The sequence below is a fragment of the Streptomyces sp. NPDC048523 genome (assembly GCF_043199815.1).
Taxonomy (GTDB): domain Bacteria; phylum Actinomycetota; class Actinomycetes; order Streptomycetales; family Streptomycetaceae; genus Streptomyces.
Genome location: NZ_JBICWQ010000014.1, coordinates 109,706 through 125,733, shown reverse-complemented (window position 1 = coordinate 125,733; position 16,028 = coordinate 109,706). Strand labels below are relative to the sequence as shown.

Annotated in this window: 17 protein-coding genes; 7 read left to right on the top strand and 10 right to left on the bottom strand. The window is 67.2% G+C overall.

The window, feature by feature from the left end:
* Positions 1–10 precede the first annotated feature (10 nt).
* The 3 genes from ACGFWE_RS40880 to ACGFWE_RS40870 are packed head-to-tail and all read right to left on the bottom strand — an operon-like array spanning position 11 to position 1,367.
* Complete coding sequence (locus tag ACGFWE_RS40880) at positions 11–745, bottom strand: prepilin peptidase (protein ID WP_393605480.1); 735 nt, start codon at positions 743–745, stop codon at positions 11–13.
* Positions 746–771: 26 nt separating this feature from the next.
* Positions 772–1,137: a fic family toxin-antitoxin system, toxin component gene (locus tag ACGFWE_RS40875; RefSeq protein WP_393605478.1), complete on the bottom strand. Its 366-nt coding sequence runs from the start codon at positions 1,135–1,137 to the stop codon at positions 772–774.
* Positions 1,138–1,145: 8 nt separating this feature from the next.
* Positions 1,146–1,367 (bottom strand): hypothetical protein, encoded by a 222-nt coding sequence (locus tag ACGFWE_RS40870; protein ID WP_355756466.1) that lies wholly within the window; start codon positions 1,365–1,367, stop codon positions 1,146–1,148.
* A 156-nt stretch (positions 1,368–1,523) separates the two neighbouring features.
* Between ACGFWE_RS40870 and ACGFWE_RS40865 the strand changes: the two genes are divergently transcribed.
* The 5 genes from ACGFWE_RS40865 (at position 1,524) to ACGFWE_RS40845 (ending at position 5,437) form a co-directional block, all read left to right on the top strand.
* Positions 1,524–1,958 (top strand): hypothetical protein, encoded by a 435-nt coding sequence (locus tag ACGFWE_RS40865; protein ID WP_393605476.1) that lies wholly within the window; start codon positions 1,524–1,526, stop codon positions 1,956–1,958.
* Between the two features lie 114 nt (positions 1,959–2,072).
* A complete protein-coding gene (locus ACGFWE_RS40860) occupies positions 2,073–2,924 on the top strand; it encodes an SDR family oxidoreductase (protein WP_393605474.1) in 852 nt (283 codons plus the stop codon).
* 71 nt (positions 2,925–2,995) lie between these two features.
* The gene (locus ACGFWE_RS40855; RefSeq protein WP_393605472.1) at positions 2,996–3,652 is read left to right on the top strand and encodes a hypothetical protein; all 657 of its coding nucleotides are present in this window, start codon (positions 2,996–2,998) and stop codon (positions 3,650–3,652) included.
* Between the two features lie 100 nt (positions 3,653–3,752).
* A complete protein-coding gene (locus ACGFWE_RS40850) occupies positions 3,753–4,736 on the top strand; it encodes a hypothetical protein (protein ID WP_393605470.1) in 984 nt (327 codons plus the stop codon).
* Between the two features lie 50 nt (positions 4,737–4,786).
* Entirely contained in the window at positions 4,787–5,437 is a 651-nt protein-coding gene (locus ACGFWE_RS40845) for a DCL family protein (protein ID WP_393605468.1), read from the top strand.
* Here the strand turns inward: ACGFWE_RS40845 and ACGFWE_RS40840 are convergent, their stop codons facing one another.
* Positions 5,438–5,956 carry a hypothetical protein gene (locus ACGFWE_RS40840; RefSeq protein ID WP_393605466.1) on the bottom strand — a complete coding sequence of 173 codons (519 nt, stop codon included), beginning with the start codon at positions 5,954–5,956 and terminating at the stop codon, positions 5,438–5,440.
* A 451-nt stretch (positions 5,957–6,407) separates the two neighbouring features.
* On the opposite strand from ACGFWE_RS40840, the gene ACGFWE_RS40835 reads away from it, so the two are divergent.
* The gene (locus ACGFWE_RS40835) at positions 6,408–8,270 is read left to right on the top strand and encodes a hypothetical protein (RefSeq protein ID WP_393605464.1); all 1,863 of its coding nucleotides are present in this window, start codon (positions 6,408–6,410) and stop codon (positions 8,268–8,270) included.
* Between the two features lie 36 nt (positions 8,271–8,306).
* On the opposite strand, the gene ACGFWE_RS40830 is transcribed toward ACGFWE_RS40835, so the two are convergent.
* Entirely contained in the window at positions 8,307–8,939 is a 633-nt protein-coding gene (locus tag ACGFWE_RS40830) for a hypothetical protein (protein WP_393605462.1), read from the bottom strand.
* Complete coding sequence (locus ACGFWE_RS40825; RefSeq protein ID WP_393605460.1) at positions 8,936–10,018, bottom strand: hypothetical protein; 1,083 nt, start codon at positions 10,016–10,018, stop codon at positions 8,936–8,938. The genes ACGFWE_RS40830 and ACGFWE_RS40825 overlap by 4 nt, the downstream gene beginning before the upstream one ends.
* A gap of 1,019 nt (positions 10,019–11,037) precedes the next feature.
* On the opposite strand from ACGFWE_RS40825, the gene ACGFWE_RS40820 reads away from it, so the two are divergent.
* Entirely contained in the window at positions 11,038–11,679 is a 642-nt protein-coding gene (locus ACGFWE_RS40820) for a hypothetical protein (protein WP_393605458.1), read from the top strand.
* Between the two features lie 41 nt (positions 11,680–11,720).
* Here the strand turns inward: ACGFWE_RS40820 and ACGFWE_RS40815 are convergent, their stop codons facing one another.
* The 4 genes from ACGFWE_RS40815 to ACGFWE_RS40800 all read right to left on the bottom strand — a co-directional run bounded on the left by ACGFWE_RS40815 (position 11,721) and on the right by ACGFWE_RS40800 (position 15,966).
* Complete coding sequence (locus ACGFWE_RS40815) at positions 11,721–12,644, bottom strand: FAD-dependent oxidoreductase (RefSeq protein ID WP_393605456.1); 924 nt, start codon at positions 12,642–12,644, stop codon at positions 11,721–11,723.
* Entirely contained in the window at positions 12,641–13,204 is a 564-nt protein-coding gene (locus tag ACGFWE_RS40810; protein WP_393605454.1) for an isochorismatase family cysteine hydrolase, read from the bottom strand. The genes ACGFWE_RS40815 and ACGFWE_RS40810 overlap by 4 nt, the downstream gene beginning before the upstream one ends.
* 23 nt (positions 13,205–13,227) lie before the next feature.
* On the bottom strand, positions 13,228–14,391 hold the full coding sequence (locus ACGFWE_RS40805) for an XRE family transcriptional regulator (RefSeq protein WP_393605452.1): 1,164 nt from the start codon (positions 14,389–14,391) through the stop codon (positions 13,228–13,230).
* A gap of 273 nt (positions 14,392–14,664) precedes the next feature.
* On the bottom strand, positions 14,665–15,966 hold the full coding sequence (locus ACGFWE_RS40800) for a GNAT family N-acetyltransferase (protein WP_393605450.1): 1,302 nt from the start codon (positions 15,964–15,966) through the stop codon (positions 14,665–14,667).
* Positions 15,967–16,028: the final 62 nt, after the last annotated feature.

The window sequence follows — 16,028 nt, the reverse complement described above, 5'->3', positions numbered from 1 at the left end:
GTTCGTACGGTCACAGAGATTGGGAGCCCAAGAGGATCCCGACGAACGCCCCGGCCAGGAGGAACGGGCCCAACGGGATCGCCGTCTTCCGACCGGCCCGCCCCACGAGGAGGAGACCGACGCCATACAGCGCACCGAACAGGAACCCGGCGAACGTGCCCAGCAGCAGAACTCCCCAGCCGTACCAGCCCAGGACGGCCCCGAGTGCAGGTGCGAGTTTCACATCGCCGAAGCCGAAGCCCCTGGGGTTGATCAGGAACAGCACGCCGTAGCAGACGCCGAGCGTGAGAGAGCCGAGCAGCGCGGTGCGCCAACTGCCGCCGACACCGGGCACCAGAGCGGCTCCTGCAAGCCCGCCGATCGCGAGCGCCGTGAGCGGCAGGGTGACGACGTCGGGAAGCCGGTGCACCGCGAAGTCGATGGCGGCGAGCAACACGGCCACCGGGGCGAGCAGCAGCCACACCAGCAACTCGGGGCGGCCGCCAGTAGTTACCGCCAGTACGGCGCAGACCACGGTCATCACCAGGGCGATGACGGGTGTGCTCGGCCCGAACGTATCCCCGTCGGTGCAGCGAGCTCGCCCCAGCCACTCGTTCCTGAGCCTGTCGAGGGGATGCCCTGCCGGGCAGGCTGTTCGCCAGGGTTCCTCCGGCAATACGGAGAGTCGGTACGCGGGGCGCGGTATGAGCAGGCCGGTGCCGGCGCCCCACAGGGCCGCGGCCGTGGTGATCCAGAACGTCTCCACCAGGGGGAGCTTATGCTCCGTGCGCCTCAGCCCCAGGTCCTGAGCGCCTCGGCGACCTGACGGACGTCGCGGCGTCCCTCGACGACTTCGGAGACCAGCGTGATCGCTTCCTGGCTGCCGACTTTGACCTGGATGCCGCTGGCGTGGAGATAGGCGTACGCGACCTGAGCGGCGAACAGTTCGTTGGAGTGTTCAAGGGCCGGGATCCGTGCGAGAGCGTGGAGGAGCGCGGCGGCACGGTGGTGGACGGCCGGGTAGACCAGGGTTCCCATGACTTCGTGCCGGTGACGGGCGACGGCGGCGGCCAGCGCACCGTAATCGGTGACGTCGGGGTCGCCGGGCAGCAGGTTCTGCGCGATGTCCAGGAGCCAGCGCTCATCGATGAGCACCACAGGGGGCATCAGGCGGCGTGGCTGCTGGGGCCGGTCCCGAAGCGGTCGGCGAAGGCCTGTCCGTGCTCCTCGGCGAAGGCCTTCGCTCCCTCGAGGAACCGGGTCCGCGCGAGGTCGGCGGTCAGTCGCCGGCTCGCGTACTGATCTGTGTCTTCATGGTCATCGGCGGCACGACGCTGCAGTTCTTCGAACGTCTCATCGTCGACCTTGATGCGGATCTCCTTCGGCATGCCCCCACGGTAGCCGGACCTGGTCTCTGCCGGGGAGGGATGAGCGCAGTGGCCAGCACCGAGCACGCCCTTCGATGCCGCTCGGAGCAGCCCTCTTCGGGTGAGTAGCCGCCGAACGGCAGAACGCGGTATCCGCGCGGTTCTACGATGACGCCGATGGCTTCCTATGCGAAGGACCCGCGCTGCATCGCCATGGCCGAGGCCCTGGTCCCGTTGCTGCGCCGTTCCTGTCCCGAGAACGCCGGCGGCTTCGGCGGCTCCTACCAGGTGAACCTGGACGACGAGGAAGCCGTCGGGCTCGGCGGAGTCGAACTGATCAGGGCTGCGATGCGCAAGGCCGCCCGGCAGCTGGACTGGAAGGTTGAAACCATCGGGTGGATCGGCACCCGCTTCGGCACGATGGTCGCCGTTCGGGATACCCGGGAGGTCCCCAGAGAGCATCGGACCGTCGTCGACGCCGCGATGTACGAGCGCATGAGTGCCGCGGTGGCCAGGGTCTCGTCCGAGCCCCGCGAGGTTCCGGTTCAGCGCGGCTCTGTCGCCTTGATGACCCAAGAGTTCCGCGCGGCCGTAGCTGAAGCGAATGCCTGACCAGACGGGCCGCAGGCATGAGCAGTTTTTCAGTTAAGTCGACTCCCCCGTTCGCGGCCGTGTACCGGCAGACGGTGTTCTGCGCCCCCTGAGATCCGTCTACGGTTTCGCCCCATGACCACTTTGATCATCGGTGGCAGCGGCTTCCTGGGCGCCGAGCTGATTCGGCAGGCGACCGCAGCCGAGCAGGCCACGGCAGCGACGTACGCCACCAGGCCCGGCGATGCTGCCCGGGCCGTCTGGTATCCTCTCGATCTGCGGGACGCCGGCCGCCTGGACGTCGTCATGAGCGAGCTGAGCCCGCGTCTCGTCATCAACGCATCGAGCGGCGGGTCCGACTGGGCCGTGACGGCACAGGCCCCCATCCGGCTCGCAATGGCTGCGGCACGACAAGGTGTCCGCCTCGTCCACGTGTCCAGTGATGCCGTGTTCTCCGGGGCCCAAGTCCACTACGACGAGTCCAGCCTGCCTGACCCCATCACCCCATACGGAGCGGCGAAGGCGGCGGCGGAGACGGGGATCCTCGCGGTGTACCCGGAAGCTGTCGTCGCCCGCACGTCGCTGATCATCGGCGACGGGGGATCAGTCCATGAGCGCCTCGTACACGAACTCGCCGCCGGCACCCGCGACGGTGCCCTGTTCACCGATGACATCCGCTGCCCGGTGCACGTCGCCGACCTGGCCGCCGCCCTCCTGGAGCTGGCTTCGGGAAACAGCTCCGGCATCCACCACGTCGCCGGGCCCGACGCGGTGAGCCGCCACGAACTCGGCATCCTCATCGCCGGGCGGGACGGCCTCGACGCCTCCAGGCTCCCGACCGGCCGACGAACCGACAGCCCGCTGCCCGGCGCCCTGGACGTGCGCCTCGACAGCCGGGCGACCCAGCGCAAACTGAGCACCACGCTGCGCGGCGCTCGGGCGGTACTGCACGGCGCCACTGCATCCAGAGAGGACGGCTCGGCTTGAGGCGCTCGCCAGCACGTGCCGGCCGCTTTTGACGGCGCATCGTTGTCGGACCGCTGCGGCATGCTGGCCGCGTGACCGAAGCGCAGAACGTGATGGAAGTCCTGTACGGACCGCGGTTGCCCGGCTATTGCGGCTCGCTGGAACTGGACGTTGACTTCCGGCGTGTGCGCCTGACCACGCCGGTGCTCCCACCCATCCATCCGGATGTCCCCGAAATCGTGGAGATGGCCCGGGCAGAGCTGCGTTCCGGCACCCTGCCCGACTACCCGCAGGCACCTTTGCCGGAAGCCGGCCACCTGGTCCAAGAGTGTGTCCAACAGCAGTTGGCTGGCTATGTCGAAGCCGATCGCCCACGAGCAGCCCGGATCTACGTACTGGAGTTCCAAGGAGCGCGCCAGTACTGCATGTTCGGACGGACCACTAACTTGATCAACCGCGTGGTGGAGCACTGCCGGGCTGCGGAACCTCACGGCTACGGGCTGTTGGCCGGCTGGGCATCGCCCGGCGTGGACGATGCCCAGCCGCTGGAACACGTCGTGCTGAACGTCGGCGACATGGTCCACGGCCAGCCGCACTACCGGGAGCGCTTCTACGACATGCCGTTCGAGACGGGGCTGAACATCGCCCGGACGGTCTTCGAGCTGAACTCCGACTGGCGAACCCGCACCGGAGTACCACCGAGCCCGGCCGGCTCCGTGCCTTCGCCGCGGGTTGAGCCAATCGGGTGACGTCGGATCCGTCGATCGAGTGACGGCACCGAGGGTGGCGCTGCGGCGGGTGCAGGGTGTGCGGGGAACGATCCCGCGCAGAGAGACGGACCCACCACAGATGACCCTGTTCGGCGTCGAGCACGTCCTCCCCCGCGACCAGGAGACGGACGCCCTGGCCGGGACGGCACTCCGTGAGCAGGCGATTCAGGCGGTCGACGCGCTGTCCGCGGCCGTCGGCGAGGACCCCCAGACCCTGTACGGCCGGGTCCTCAAGCTGCTGAACCTGCCCCGGCTCGACGATGCCGACGACCACGACCTGCGGGAGATCGTCCGGGAGCTCCGCATCTGCGAGCAGGAAGACCGACGCGTCTACCGGGCTCGCCTGCGGCGTGTCACCCGAGTCGATCGGCCGGGAGGCATCGGCCGGCTGCCCCGGCCCCGTTCGGTCAAGAGCGCGAGCGCACCGGGCACGTGCGCACTGTGCGGCGACGCCTACACCACGGGCGAGTTGATCGGCCGCCCGCCGTTCACAGAGGACCTCCCCTACGTGCCGATCGGCTGGCTGTGCTGGCACTGCCTGGTCCAGCGCCGACAGCAGCCCCGCCGCCGCGACGTCCTGCTGCGCATCTTCCACGCCCTGTTCGCAGGCGTGGAAGGAGTCGGCCTCAACGGCCACGAGTGCGGCGTCCTCCTGGACTGGCTGACTGGCGAGCCGGCCCTCGCCAACAGCAAGCCGTGGACGGCCGACCCGCTGGAGAACACGCTGGTGAGGCTGCGGACCTCTGCCGCCGACGCGAACCCGGCCACCTGGCTCAGCGCCCAGACCGCGCACACCATCGTCGCCGTCCTGAAGGAGGCTCCCGACTCCCCGGACACGACGACCCGTGACGGGGAGACGCTCGAGGCCCTTGTCCAGCATCTGGCTGAATGGGAGACCAACCCGGCCGGGGTGCGGCGGTCCCAGTACGGAACGGGCTGGCGCTACCGTCAGCGGGTACTGCAGCTCACCGACCACCCCACCCCTCTGTCCGAACGCGGCGGCCCCTTCCACCTTTTCCAGTGCCGGGTCAACCCATCGGGGCAGCTCGTCGAGACCGAATAGACCCACGCGCGGGCGGGCAGCACTGCCGCACACAGAAGAGGAGAGGGCCCGTGCCCAAGTTCAGGATCGGATCCCGGGAGTACCCGTCGAAGAAGGCGGCGCAGGAAGCAGTCCGCGACGTGCTGTACGGGTACAGCGTGGGCAGCACGGTCGACCAGGAGGCCGATCACCTGCTCCTGCTGGACCTGCTCGACATGCACGAAGAGGCCGACGCCAAGATCGGCGTAGGCGTGGAGGCCTTCGCGATCGCGCCACCGCTCCAGGGCCCATACCCGGGTTTCGAAGTGATCCGCACCGACGGCACCCGGATCGACTTCTCCTACCTGGCCTGCCTGAAGCCCCCGAGCTACCGGCAGCAGGTGTCCAGCGCCATGCGCGTCGAGGTCAAGGATGACGTGAGCGCCTACTTCACCTCACGGGTGGCGGCCAACACCCTGCTCTCGGACGAGTCCGGGAGGACACTGGACATCGCCGACACTCACGTCAGCTACTACCGCGGCCCGTCGTTCGCGGAACTCGCCGCGGCGTTCGCCCACGACGTCGGCGGGTGGGACGCGATCGAGCTGACCACGTCGAGCGATCCGGGGCGGGGGAAGTTCACCGACCGCGCTCTGGCTGAGCGGTGGCGCGAGTACCACCAAGAGCACGCGGTCCTCGCGCTGTTGTCCTCGCAGGAGAACCTGCGCCGCCCGCGCAGGTGACTAGGTTCGCTCCCGCGCGTAATCCGGCCCCAGGTTGCGCTGCCAGTCCTGCACGTTGGTGATCTCAGCGAGAAGAACGTCCAGCGCGGTGCACGCCTCACCGGCCCGGCGGGCGAACGCCGGGACGTCGATGTAGAGCGGGTCCGGGCGTGCGGGCACGGTCGTCCCGCCCGGACCCTTGACCATGCTGTACCGCAGCCCCTGGCCGCTCGGATCCAGGACATGGATCTCGTCGCAGAGCGATGCGACGTCGCCTTGAAGGTGCATCCGGAACATCGGCGCCAGCTGGACGAGGTAGTCGGCCAAGACGGCGAGCTCATGGGTACGGGTGAGCTTCTTGCCGACCTCCCCCACGATCTCAGGCAGCTCGTCGCCCGGCGAAACCTCGAACGTGATGCTGTCGACCAGGGCGCGCAGCGCGACCTTGAGCCCGAGTTCGAGCGCGTGCCGGTAGTTGTACAGCACGACCAGCACCAGCGAATCGTCCTCCCCCTCGGCGTGCCAGCGTTCGGCCAGCAAGTCGGCGGCCGTACGGAATGCGAACGCGAGTTCCGCATCGGTCTCCAACTCCGGCCCAGCAGCCCCCGAGGAAGAGGCAGTAGGCCCCGCGCCGAGGACCGCGTACTCATCTGTCCAAGGGTCTGGGCACGTATGGGAGAACACGGCACGATTCGTCATGAGAGACATCCTGAAGCCCAGGACGCCGGGATGGGAGCGATTAATGCGGGAACGCTCCGCGAGCGTGGCCGGCGTGGCCTCCTGGCACTACTGAAGCGCTGTCAGAGGGAAAGGAAGTCGGCGCGCCGCCGATCACACTGTGGATGCGCTCACGCCTGCGGATATCACCACCAGCTACGGCGTCTTGTCGATCCCTGGGGCAGATTGGCAGCAGCTCGGCGGTCCAGAATCAGCCCGCCTTCCCCCTGTCGGCCACACCGCGTGCCGATCTATCGTGGGTTGACCTGGGCGATTGGGGGTCGTCGTGGTGCGGGACACCCGGCTGGTGCAGACAGCCGTGATCGGAGACGAGCAGTCCGACGTACCGGTTGTGCTGCCGATCGAGGCGATCGAACTGGACGTGTTCCGCCGGGTGCACAGCCACGACACGTTCTGGTGCGGAGTACTGCTGGGCGGCTGCGGAGCCCAGCTCGCCCACAAGTTGTACGTCGACAGGCAGTGCCATTTCCAGCACTTTCCGCAGGCCAACGGCGCCCCGCACACCTGTCGGAGGCCGAGGGTAGGCGAGTCCAGCGCCGACCACCTCTACGTGAAATCGGCGATGACCCGGACCCTGCTGGACCACGGCCGGGCTGGCTCGTTCGCCTTCCCGCCGCCGATCGGCTCGTTGCTGGACGTCGACCTGGACGACGGCCTCCGCCTGCGGGTCCATATGGACGGCGGTGTGCCGCCCGACTGGTCCGGCGGCCGCATTCCCGTTCTGGGCCCCGGCGTGGTGCCGGAGCCGGGGGTGCTCTCCCGCTGCCCGTACGTGTACCGGGTGCGGTGTGAGAGCGAGGGAGCCAGCCGCCAGGTATGGATCGGCACGCAGAGCCTTGCCCGCCCCACTGAATGGGTCCCCCTCGCCGACTGCTCCTGGACCGAGGGCGGCCTGATCACCCCGGCCGCAACCGAGATCCTGCGACGCCGTCCGACTGCGATCGGCTCGGTACCGGCCGGGGCGCCAGACCGCACGGGAGCCCTCCCGGAGAACGTCCTCCACTTCATCCGCGGCCTGGAGGCCGCCCAGCGCTCCGGGACTGTCGAACACGTACGCCGTCTGTGTGCCGGTAGTGACCCCTTGCTCGAAACCCTGACCGGCCCGGCTCGCGCCGAAGCACAGCAAGCCCTCGCCGAAGCCCGGGAGTGGCTCACCGGGCATGAGGAGTACCAACAGCGCGTCTTCGCCGACCTCGAAAAAGCCGTCTCCGAGCGGCGGGCCTGGGACGTCCGCTCCCAGTTGCAGACCGCCACGACCCTCACCCGGCGCGGCGCGAGCCCCGCCGAGCAGCGCGTCCTGGCAGCAGCCCGTGCCTTCCTCCGGCAGCAAGACCATCGTCCCGCCGCTGGCGCAGGCCGGACCATCTTCTATCCCCCTCCCCCAAGCCACCGCCCCAAACGCAAACGGCCCGATCCGCAACACGAGGTCCCCAAGCCGCAAGCCCCCCGCAGGCAGCAATCCCCGAAGGAGAAACTGGAGCAACACCTCGTTGGTGCACGCCTGGAGCGCCGCGAACGCCGAGCGGCTCTACAGGAAGTCCGAAGCCTCCTCGTCTACCTCAGAGACGCAGCGGGGATATCCGTCGCCGAGGAACGACGCCTGATCGCACAGCTGACTGCAGCTGCCAATGCAGCCGGCAGCTCGCTCTCGGGCAGCGAGCGACGCAAGGCCCAGGTCTGGATCGAGAAGCATCCGGCGCCAGCCAAGGCGGACTCCTCTCGGGCACAAAAGGAGACCCCGAATCATGCGACACGCCGCGAACTGCCCCCGGCCGTCCTGGAGTACGCCGCCGCTGCCGTCCGCGGCGCCCTCAAGAAGGCCGCTCGGGAGCAGACCACTCCCAGCTGGGATCGGCTCAAGCAGCAACTCGGCTCCGCCCTGCCCCACATGACGCTCGCCGACCGCATCCAGGTCCTGACCCTCGTCGACCAGACCACGCCAGCCGACCAGGCCCTGCTCTCCAGTCTGGTCGCTGCGGGAGATCCGGACATGACGACGGCCTACCGCAAGGTCGCCGCCGTTCTGGGCCTGGACCTGCCTTCGGATGACGACGACCTACGGGACGTTCTCGACGCTGACGTACAGCAGGTCCACCACCACTGGCGCCATCATTGAAATGCCTCAAGGTGGCCGCGCCAGCGTACCCACGCGTCAGTCGCGTGCATCTTGGAATGCGGCGCCGACTTGCGGCATGAACACGGCGGCGAGTCCGGTCCCCTCGGGGTGGCTGGTGGTGTCCAACAGCTTGTCCAGATCGGCCGAGAGCTGCGGAGGTTCGTCGGGGCAGGGGGAACTCCCGGCGATGTCGCGGATCGTCTGGGACTGGGCGGGAAATCCCCCGAGAGCGTGCGCGAAGAACAGAGCGGCGAGCAGGACGAACCGGGTGTAGGCGGTGCCGTACTCCGCGGCGATGCGGGCCAGACGCTCGCGGTCAACGAGACCGCCGTACACCGCGAGCCCCCCGCCGCTGTAGGGGGTGAGCTGGTCGATGACGGCAACGGTCGTGTCGGCGTCAAGCCGCTCGATCGTATTGCTGACCAGCACGGCTTCCTGGACGGCTCCCATGTAGGCCTCAATGGCGGCCTGGTCTGAGGACCTCGCGCTCGGCGAGCGGTACTTCTTCCGTGCCTTCCTTCGGCCCACCCCACTACCTCCTTGATCGAATTTCGTGAAGCGATACAGCCTCGCCTCCTGCTCGTTCACCAGCCCGCGCGGCGGGTCGAGAAGCAGGCAGAAGTAACGTACCGGGCGCGAATCCTCAAGCTCCCCACGCTGGATCATCATGTCGGCCAGGAGAGCCCGGATGCCTGGAACTCTGAGTACAGGTCGAGGATGCGTGCGCCCTGGCTCCCGTAGGTGGCGACGGCAGCGTCCCGGCCGCTGATCCGAGCGGCGGCTAGAACGAGGTCCGGGTCCGCGGACAGAGCGTCCCACTGCTGTTCCAGCTCCCATGCGGTGGGCGTGACGACATCGTCTTCTCCGTAGGTCCCGTACGACACGACGGGCTCGGCCACGCGGCTGTACAGAGTCCGCCTGGCCTGCTCAAAGGCCGCGTTCGGCGCGGAGACCGCCCGATCCCTCTGAGCGGGCAGGTGACCGTGGGCCCGCTGGGTAGCCTCGTGGTCCTCGCGGCGCAGGGCGGCTGCGATGACCCGGTGCGGGAACCTGGGTCGCCAACGTCCAACCCCGAGTTCCTGTCCGAGGTCGCGCAGCCACACCGCGATCTGCGTGTCGGACAAGTCCTTGGCGACCAGGTCGAGCAGCACCCAGGACAACTGATCGTGAGTGGCGCCCTGGATCCAGTTGACCAACGGCCGTACGGAGACGGCGAGTTTCCGTGCACGGTCGATTCGATCGGCGGTGATCTTGTATCCGAGGATCGTCAGCTTTCGTTTCTTGCGGCGGGCGGTGGATTCGGCTGTCCGAGCCTGCTCGGTAGAAGAGTCATTACCACCCACTACCTGAACCTGATCCACCTCCTTAACCACCATCAGGGAAGGGGTCTCATCCGGATCTGAACAGCGGCTATCCTCAGGCGAGTTATCCACAGGCAGGATGGCCGAAGAACCGCGGCCGCGCTGGTCGATGACGATCCGGGCGGTGTAGCCGGACCCGACGACGGTATGGCCAAGCGCGCGGTCGTACACGCCCGGAATCACAGCCGCGTACACCGTCGCCGTAGGGGCGTACCCGCCCAGCCCTAGGGCTCGGCGCACGTTCGTACGGCTGCCGCGCTTCACCCAGGCCAGCGACCCCATCTCCCGCAGGTACGCCACATGCCGGCTGACCGTCGCGCGTGACAGACCCAGCCGAGCCACCATGTCCTCGAGGCAGTACCTGACCTCACCAGTGTCGAAGTCCATCCGTGCCGCCAGATCTCTCGCGACCGCGAGCGTCGTGGCCGACGCACGGGGATGCACCCCCTGGCCCACGAGCCATTCCAACGACCGCAGCCATCGCCGCGGCCCCGACCGCCGGGACGCCGTCCGCGACACCACCTGATCGTCACGAGGCACCACCGAGACCGAAAACTCTCCTGCCGGAGCCGTCGGCGACGGTGGTGAAGTCGCGAGCGCGGTACTCACCGGCAGTCACCGGCCGGCTGCGTGCGGAACCCGGCCAGAGAGCGTCCGTGTAGAGGAAGGGCCGGGGGAAGAAGAAACTGTGACCCGAAAGACGGCGCAAAATGCGCCAACCGGGCATGGATGGGCTGACAAAGGGCAGCCCGATACTGCAACATGGTTCCGCTGCTCCATAACTTTTGATGGAGGGCATGACGAAGCCCCTCGTGGCGCTTCGTTGGTTCTGGGGAGAACCGAGTTCGAACCGACCGGTCAGCTGCTAACTGCCTGGTCGACTCCTTCGGGAGGGCCTGCTAAGCCCTCCCGGTGGCAGATGGGACGCCATCGCCGAGGTGACCGCTAATCACCTGGGTGGCCGGGCGTCCCGGCGGCACGAAGACCCGCTCAGCGGGCGCCGCCGATCGCGATTACTCCATCTCGCCCCCTTCCGGGGCAGAGGTGCGCCCGCAGCCAGATCGGCGCGGGAAGGCAAAGAAGGCACCCAGCCGGAGCGACGATGCTGGCGTCGCTGCCACGGCGGGTGCCTTGGAGTGTTCCTGTCGGAGGGTACGGGTACCCTGATCCATGTCGAGACCTTCCCTGGATAGGTCTGCGGCCGAGCCCCGGAGCTCCACCTCGCGGGGCTTAACCATGTCTATGGCGATCTTATTGAGGGATACGGTACCCCTCTGAGATCTATCAACGACACCCCGGTACCGCTCGTGTCGCCAATGGGGTGGCGCCTCTTGACGAAGTGCCAGATCTCCCCATTCACCTGTCCGGCTCCACACTAGGGACGTCGTCCGGGCATGATGAGTGGTATGCATGCGACGAAGAGCCCGAGGCCGGCCAATCCCCTTGATGTGCAGACCTTCGCTCGCCCTGAGCAGCAGCGCCGCTACGTCGCGGCTATGAATCGCATCGCCGCAGAGCGTCCCCCAGGGACGCCGGTTCGTGTCTACGTCAGCGCGGCACCCGCCACAATCAGCAGCTCCAACTGGGAGCGTTGGCTCAAGCGGATCACCGAGGACCTCCCCGCTGGCGTCGAGCTCCTCCACTACCGCTCCGTATTCGGAACGTCCGCATACGACTGGGACGCGCTCGCCGGCCAGCTCGACGGCCTCGTAGTCATCGGACGCCCCAAACGCCTCGGTAGCCGAGTTCACGTCCTTGGCCCCGTGGCCCGACTTGAACTTCGCTCGCTGGTCGCGCAGAAACCTGTTCTGCTCTTCACTCACAACCTCGGTCTTGTCCCCGTTGTCGACTGCATGAGTCAGGTGATGACCCCCGCAGAGGCACCAAGGCTCAAGTTGACTGCTCCGAAGCGCTGGGACCGTGGATCTGCCACCTTCCAGGCAGCCTTGGAGGCCCTCCGGCCGGCTGGCCTTGGCGAGCAGGAGCCCGAGCCACTCCGAAGCCCGCCGGCTCATCTGGTAACGCCCTTCACCTCCGGGGCGCGCTGACCCCTGAGATCGGGGCTGACCTGGCAAAAGCTTCGGGGATGTCATCGAGGCTCGCCTCCGCCAGGCAGCGCGGTGTCGTAGTAGTAGGCCAGCACGGCCTCTGCTCCGGAGCCTTGTGCAGTGGTTATGCGCTGGAACCGCGAAGATCGAAGGTCACCTGCGATCCGGATGCGACGGTGCTGCTCATGGGGCGAGCAGTAGCCGTCCTCGCCGGAGTTGAGTCCGTCCACCGCCATCGGCTTGTTACCCAAGTTGTTGAGGACCGACGTGGCGGCGTAGGTGGTCTTGGCGCCATCGCGGCCTGCCACCTCGATCGTCCAACCGTCGCCATACCGGGGTTTGGTGATCGCGGCATGTGAGATGGACACGAGCCGTACGCGACCATCGTGCTCGACTTCGGCCGCCTTGTATGCATCGGCCGGTGGGCACAGCACGTGCAGCGTCGTCGTGACATTTGGGTGAGCTCGCAGCCAGGTTCCGAGGGGACGATCAGCACCGAGAATGTACGTCCTCGCGGTGAGGTCCTGCGGTGTGGTGCGCCAGAGCGGCGGGGCGGAGAACTCGGCAGAAGCAGTTATCCAGTTCACGTCGGTCGGAGCCAAGTCCGTCACGCCAGCGGCGACCACGATGACCTCCGCAGTGAGTACGCGGCCGTCGTCGAGGACCAGTTCGGCGCGGTCGTTCTGCCCACTTACCCTCACGGCGAGGCCCCGCACGAGCATGCATCGCCCGGCCTTCTCCAGGCGTTCAAGGTCCACAGACAGAGCCTCGGCGAGCTGAGGGCCGGACGACCAGTTGCCCAAGACGTTCTCCAGCGCGCCGATTCGGTGCAGTTTGCCGCCCACCTGGCCTGCCTCCACAACCGTGGTCCGCAGGTTGAGGCTGGCCGCCATGACCGCGGCCGCCACCCCAGCTGGGCCGGCGCCGACTACGAGGACATCTGTGTCGCATGCCCGTGCATTCACGCCTGCGCCTCCGGTGCTTCGTGGATTCGTGACAGGACGACGTCACTGGTGACCAGGTGGTCCGTGCCGATGTTTCGGGCTGCCATTAGCAGGGCTGCGTCGTGGTACTGGGGACCTCCGGACGAGGCGCAGGCATCAGTGACGATCCAAGGCCGGACCCCATGGTGGTAGGCGTCTCGAGCCGAGTCGTACACACACGCGTCTGTGTCGATGCCGCAGATCACCAGGTCGGTCCAGCCCGATTCCCGAATGAGCTGTGCGCCCTCGGGTGTGAAGACGGATGCTTGGTCCTTGTCGATGAGGGCGGCCGTGGCATCGGCGAACGGGGCGAGCTCGGCGGCGAGAGCCTGCTCTTCGGGAGAGCGCAGCCGAGTCCATCGAGTGATCGTTTCGTAGGGAGAGCCTGGTGTGTTGTGGAACCGGGTGAACACCACGGGTGCGCCCGCTGCGCGCCAGCCCTCAACGAGCTGCACGATCGCGGGGAGAGCACCACGGCTGTGCCGGTTGACGAAGCCCTGTTGGACGTCGATGACCAGCAGCGCTGTCGAACGAGGTTCCACCCAGTCCGCCTTTCGAATGTTCGCTAGGGGTTGCTGTCTCGCAGTGCATCCTGGGCGGCGCGGAGCCGGTCAGGGAGTTCGCTCGTGGCCAGGATCGCCTCGCGCATCACCCGATGCTGGGCTGTCTCCGTGGGCCGCGCTGTCGTCAGTCGAACGTACGCGCCACGGAGGAAGCGCCACCCATACGGCGGGGGCATCACTGGGTCCTGGCCTTCCTCGATCACGCGCAAGATGTGCGACGACAGCGCCCACAGGGCTTGGACGTCCAGCTCCAGAGCAACGATTTGGCTGGTGGTCAGGGCACGTTCGTGCGGCTGTGGGTGATAGGAAACCCCAGACCAGCCGGCCACTCCCCGAGAAGCACCGCCGTCGAACGCCACTGCTTCCGGGTGCTCCCAGCCGTCGCGGAACTTAACCTCTTCAACGCCCGCTCCTAGAGGCTGGATGTTTTGCGGGTCCTGGCGGTTCACCAGGACCGACGGCGTCGTCAGCAACTGCAAGGCGGGGTCGAGCCCTGCTTGCGTCCATGAGTGATCACGCATCTCGTACACGGACAGGACGTACTCCGGATCTGGCGACGGAACAACGGCTCCAGGGGTGCACTGTTCCAACAGCCGCGTGATGCGCTGGCCAGCCCAGGTCCGATCCGTCAGGTACGACCGGTAACGCCACATCGCCAACTCGGTAAGGGAGCCAACGCGTAGATGCTCTTCCAGGAGCACCAACGCGATCCCACACGCGAAGACGTGGATCGCGGAGGCGTGTGCCGTCCGATGCTCGCCAGGTAGAACCCGCTGATCGAGGCCCCCAGGACCCGACGGTCGGGGCGCGCCGGCAGCGTAGAGCGAGCCAAGTCGCTCCCCCAAGTACACCGGCAGGAATTTGTACGAGACAACGGTGCACGGTGCTGGCCGGGCTACCTCAACTCCTGCGGCACCAACGGCTTCTCCCCGCAATGCTGCGAGCCGGAAGCGGAACGCCTCCTGCTCTTCCGGTGTGCACTTGGCAAGTGCGGCATCAAGGATCTGTGCCATATGGGGACGGCATTCACGAGTTGGGTCCTTCCGCCACTGAGAAACCGTCCGGGGGCTGATGCCGAGATCGTCAGCGAAGTCGCGGACGGACTGGCGCTTCACCGACCGCAGCAGCAGCCCCTCTTCACCTGTCCACTGCTCCACAGCGATCACTAGACACCTCCTTGGCGGTCCTTGACCAGGCAGACGAAGCCGTACTGCCACGCTAAGTCCACACCACTGCTACATAGGGGCATCCCGCTCAAAGCCCATGACCCCGAAGCTATCTGGAGACGGAACCAGCCATTCAGCGATCGGTCGGTAGCTCTCATGTCGTCAGACATCGAACTCAAAGTCGAGTCCATGCCGGGCCGAGTCGATCCCAGGCTGCGGACTGTTCTGCACCTGCAAGGCGACAGGTCGCAGCGAGTCCGGCGGAAGGCCTCATCAGCTGCTGCTCAACTTGGGGCCGATCCCGTGCTCGTGAGCCGCGGGGCGCTGGAAGAGGGCGCCGCTTCGCCGGCCCGATGCTTCGACGGTCCGCAGGTGGGTGAAACCGCGGGATGCGTAGTAGTTGTGGAGGCGCTCATTGTCTCGCCAGGCGTCGAGACGCAGCCAGTGTTTGCCTTGATCGGCGGCGCGCTGGCTTGCCCAGTCGAGCATGGCGGAGCCGAGCTCCAGTCCGCTGGCGTCGCGACGAACCACCATGCGGTGTACATACAGGGCGGGTTCGCAGGCTTCTTCGGACGTCCAGAAGTCGCCGTCAGCGTGTGCGTCGATGGTGATGGTAGCGATTGGGACGCCCTCGTCTTCAACCACCCAGCATTCCCCGGCGGCAATGTTTTCCCGGATGCGTTCAGCACGGGGCGGGTACTGCCACTGGTCGATGCCTCGGCTGTTGAGCCAGGTTGCAGCGTGTTCCCACAGCTCCGTTACGGTCGGCAGGTCGCTCTCGGTTGCCAGGCGGATCTTGGGATTGGAGCCAAGCGGGGGTCTGCTGCGCTCGTAGGTAATGACGTGTCTGTCACCCGGCAGCACGTTGGTGACGGCACGTACTGGTTTGCCGTCCTGGGTGTACCCAGTGCAGAGGTGAACCGCGACCGGCGTCCCGGGGCCGAGTTGGAGGCGGTCCGCCTCATCAGGGGTCGGCATGCGGATGGAGAACTCGTCCAGGGCTCGGACCTGCTCGTAGCCGAGCTCAGCGAGCACGGTGTTGGCGCCACGGGCGATGTCGTCCGGGTTCATGATCTCGCTGTCCTGCACCCGGGACAGGGGGAAATGCGAGTCATTGGTGTTGTACGGGACGCCGTCCACGAACCGCACACGACGCCTGACAGCCACGAGCTCACCTTCGCGCAGCCGGAGCCGCTCGCGGATCTCTGGACTGGGCGTGACGACGCGTACCTCGATGTGCTGGCTGGCCTCCCGGCCGTCCTCTGCCATCTGGGAGAGGAAAGCGTCCATCTCCGGAGACAGGGGGCGCTTCCGAAACTCCGCCTGCGGGCGGTAAACCATGGGACGTCGGCTGCGGACGAAGTATCCGCGTGGACGGTCACTGATGATCAGACCCTCGTTCACCAGGACCTTCAGCCCCTGAACAGCAGTCGACCGAGTGGTCTCCCACTCGGCCGCGATCTCTGCTTCAGTCGGCAGACGTGCGCCTGGTCCGAGGGTGCCGTGGGCGATCTCGGTACGGATCTTGTCCGCGATGCGCTGGTAGAGGGCTCGAGGCCTCCCGCTGACTGCCATAGGACAGATCTACAGGTGGGTGCAATGAGTAGTCAATCTATGTGATCTCAGTTTTGCTCTTG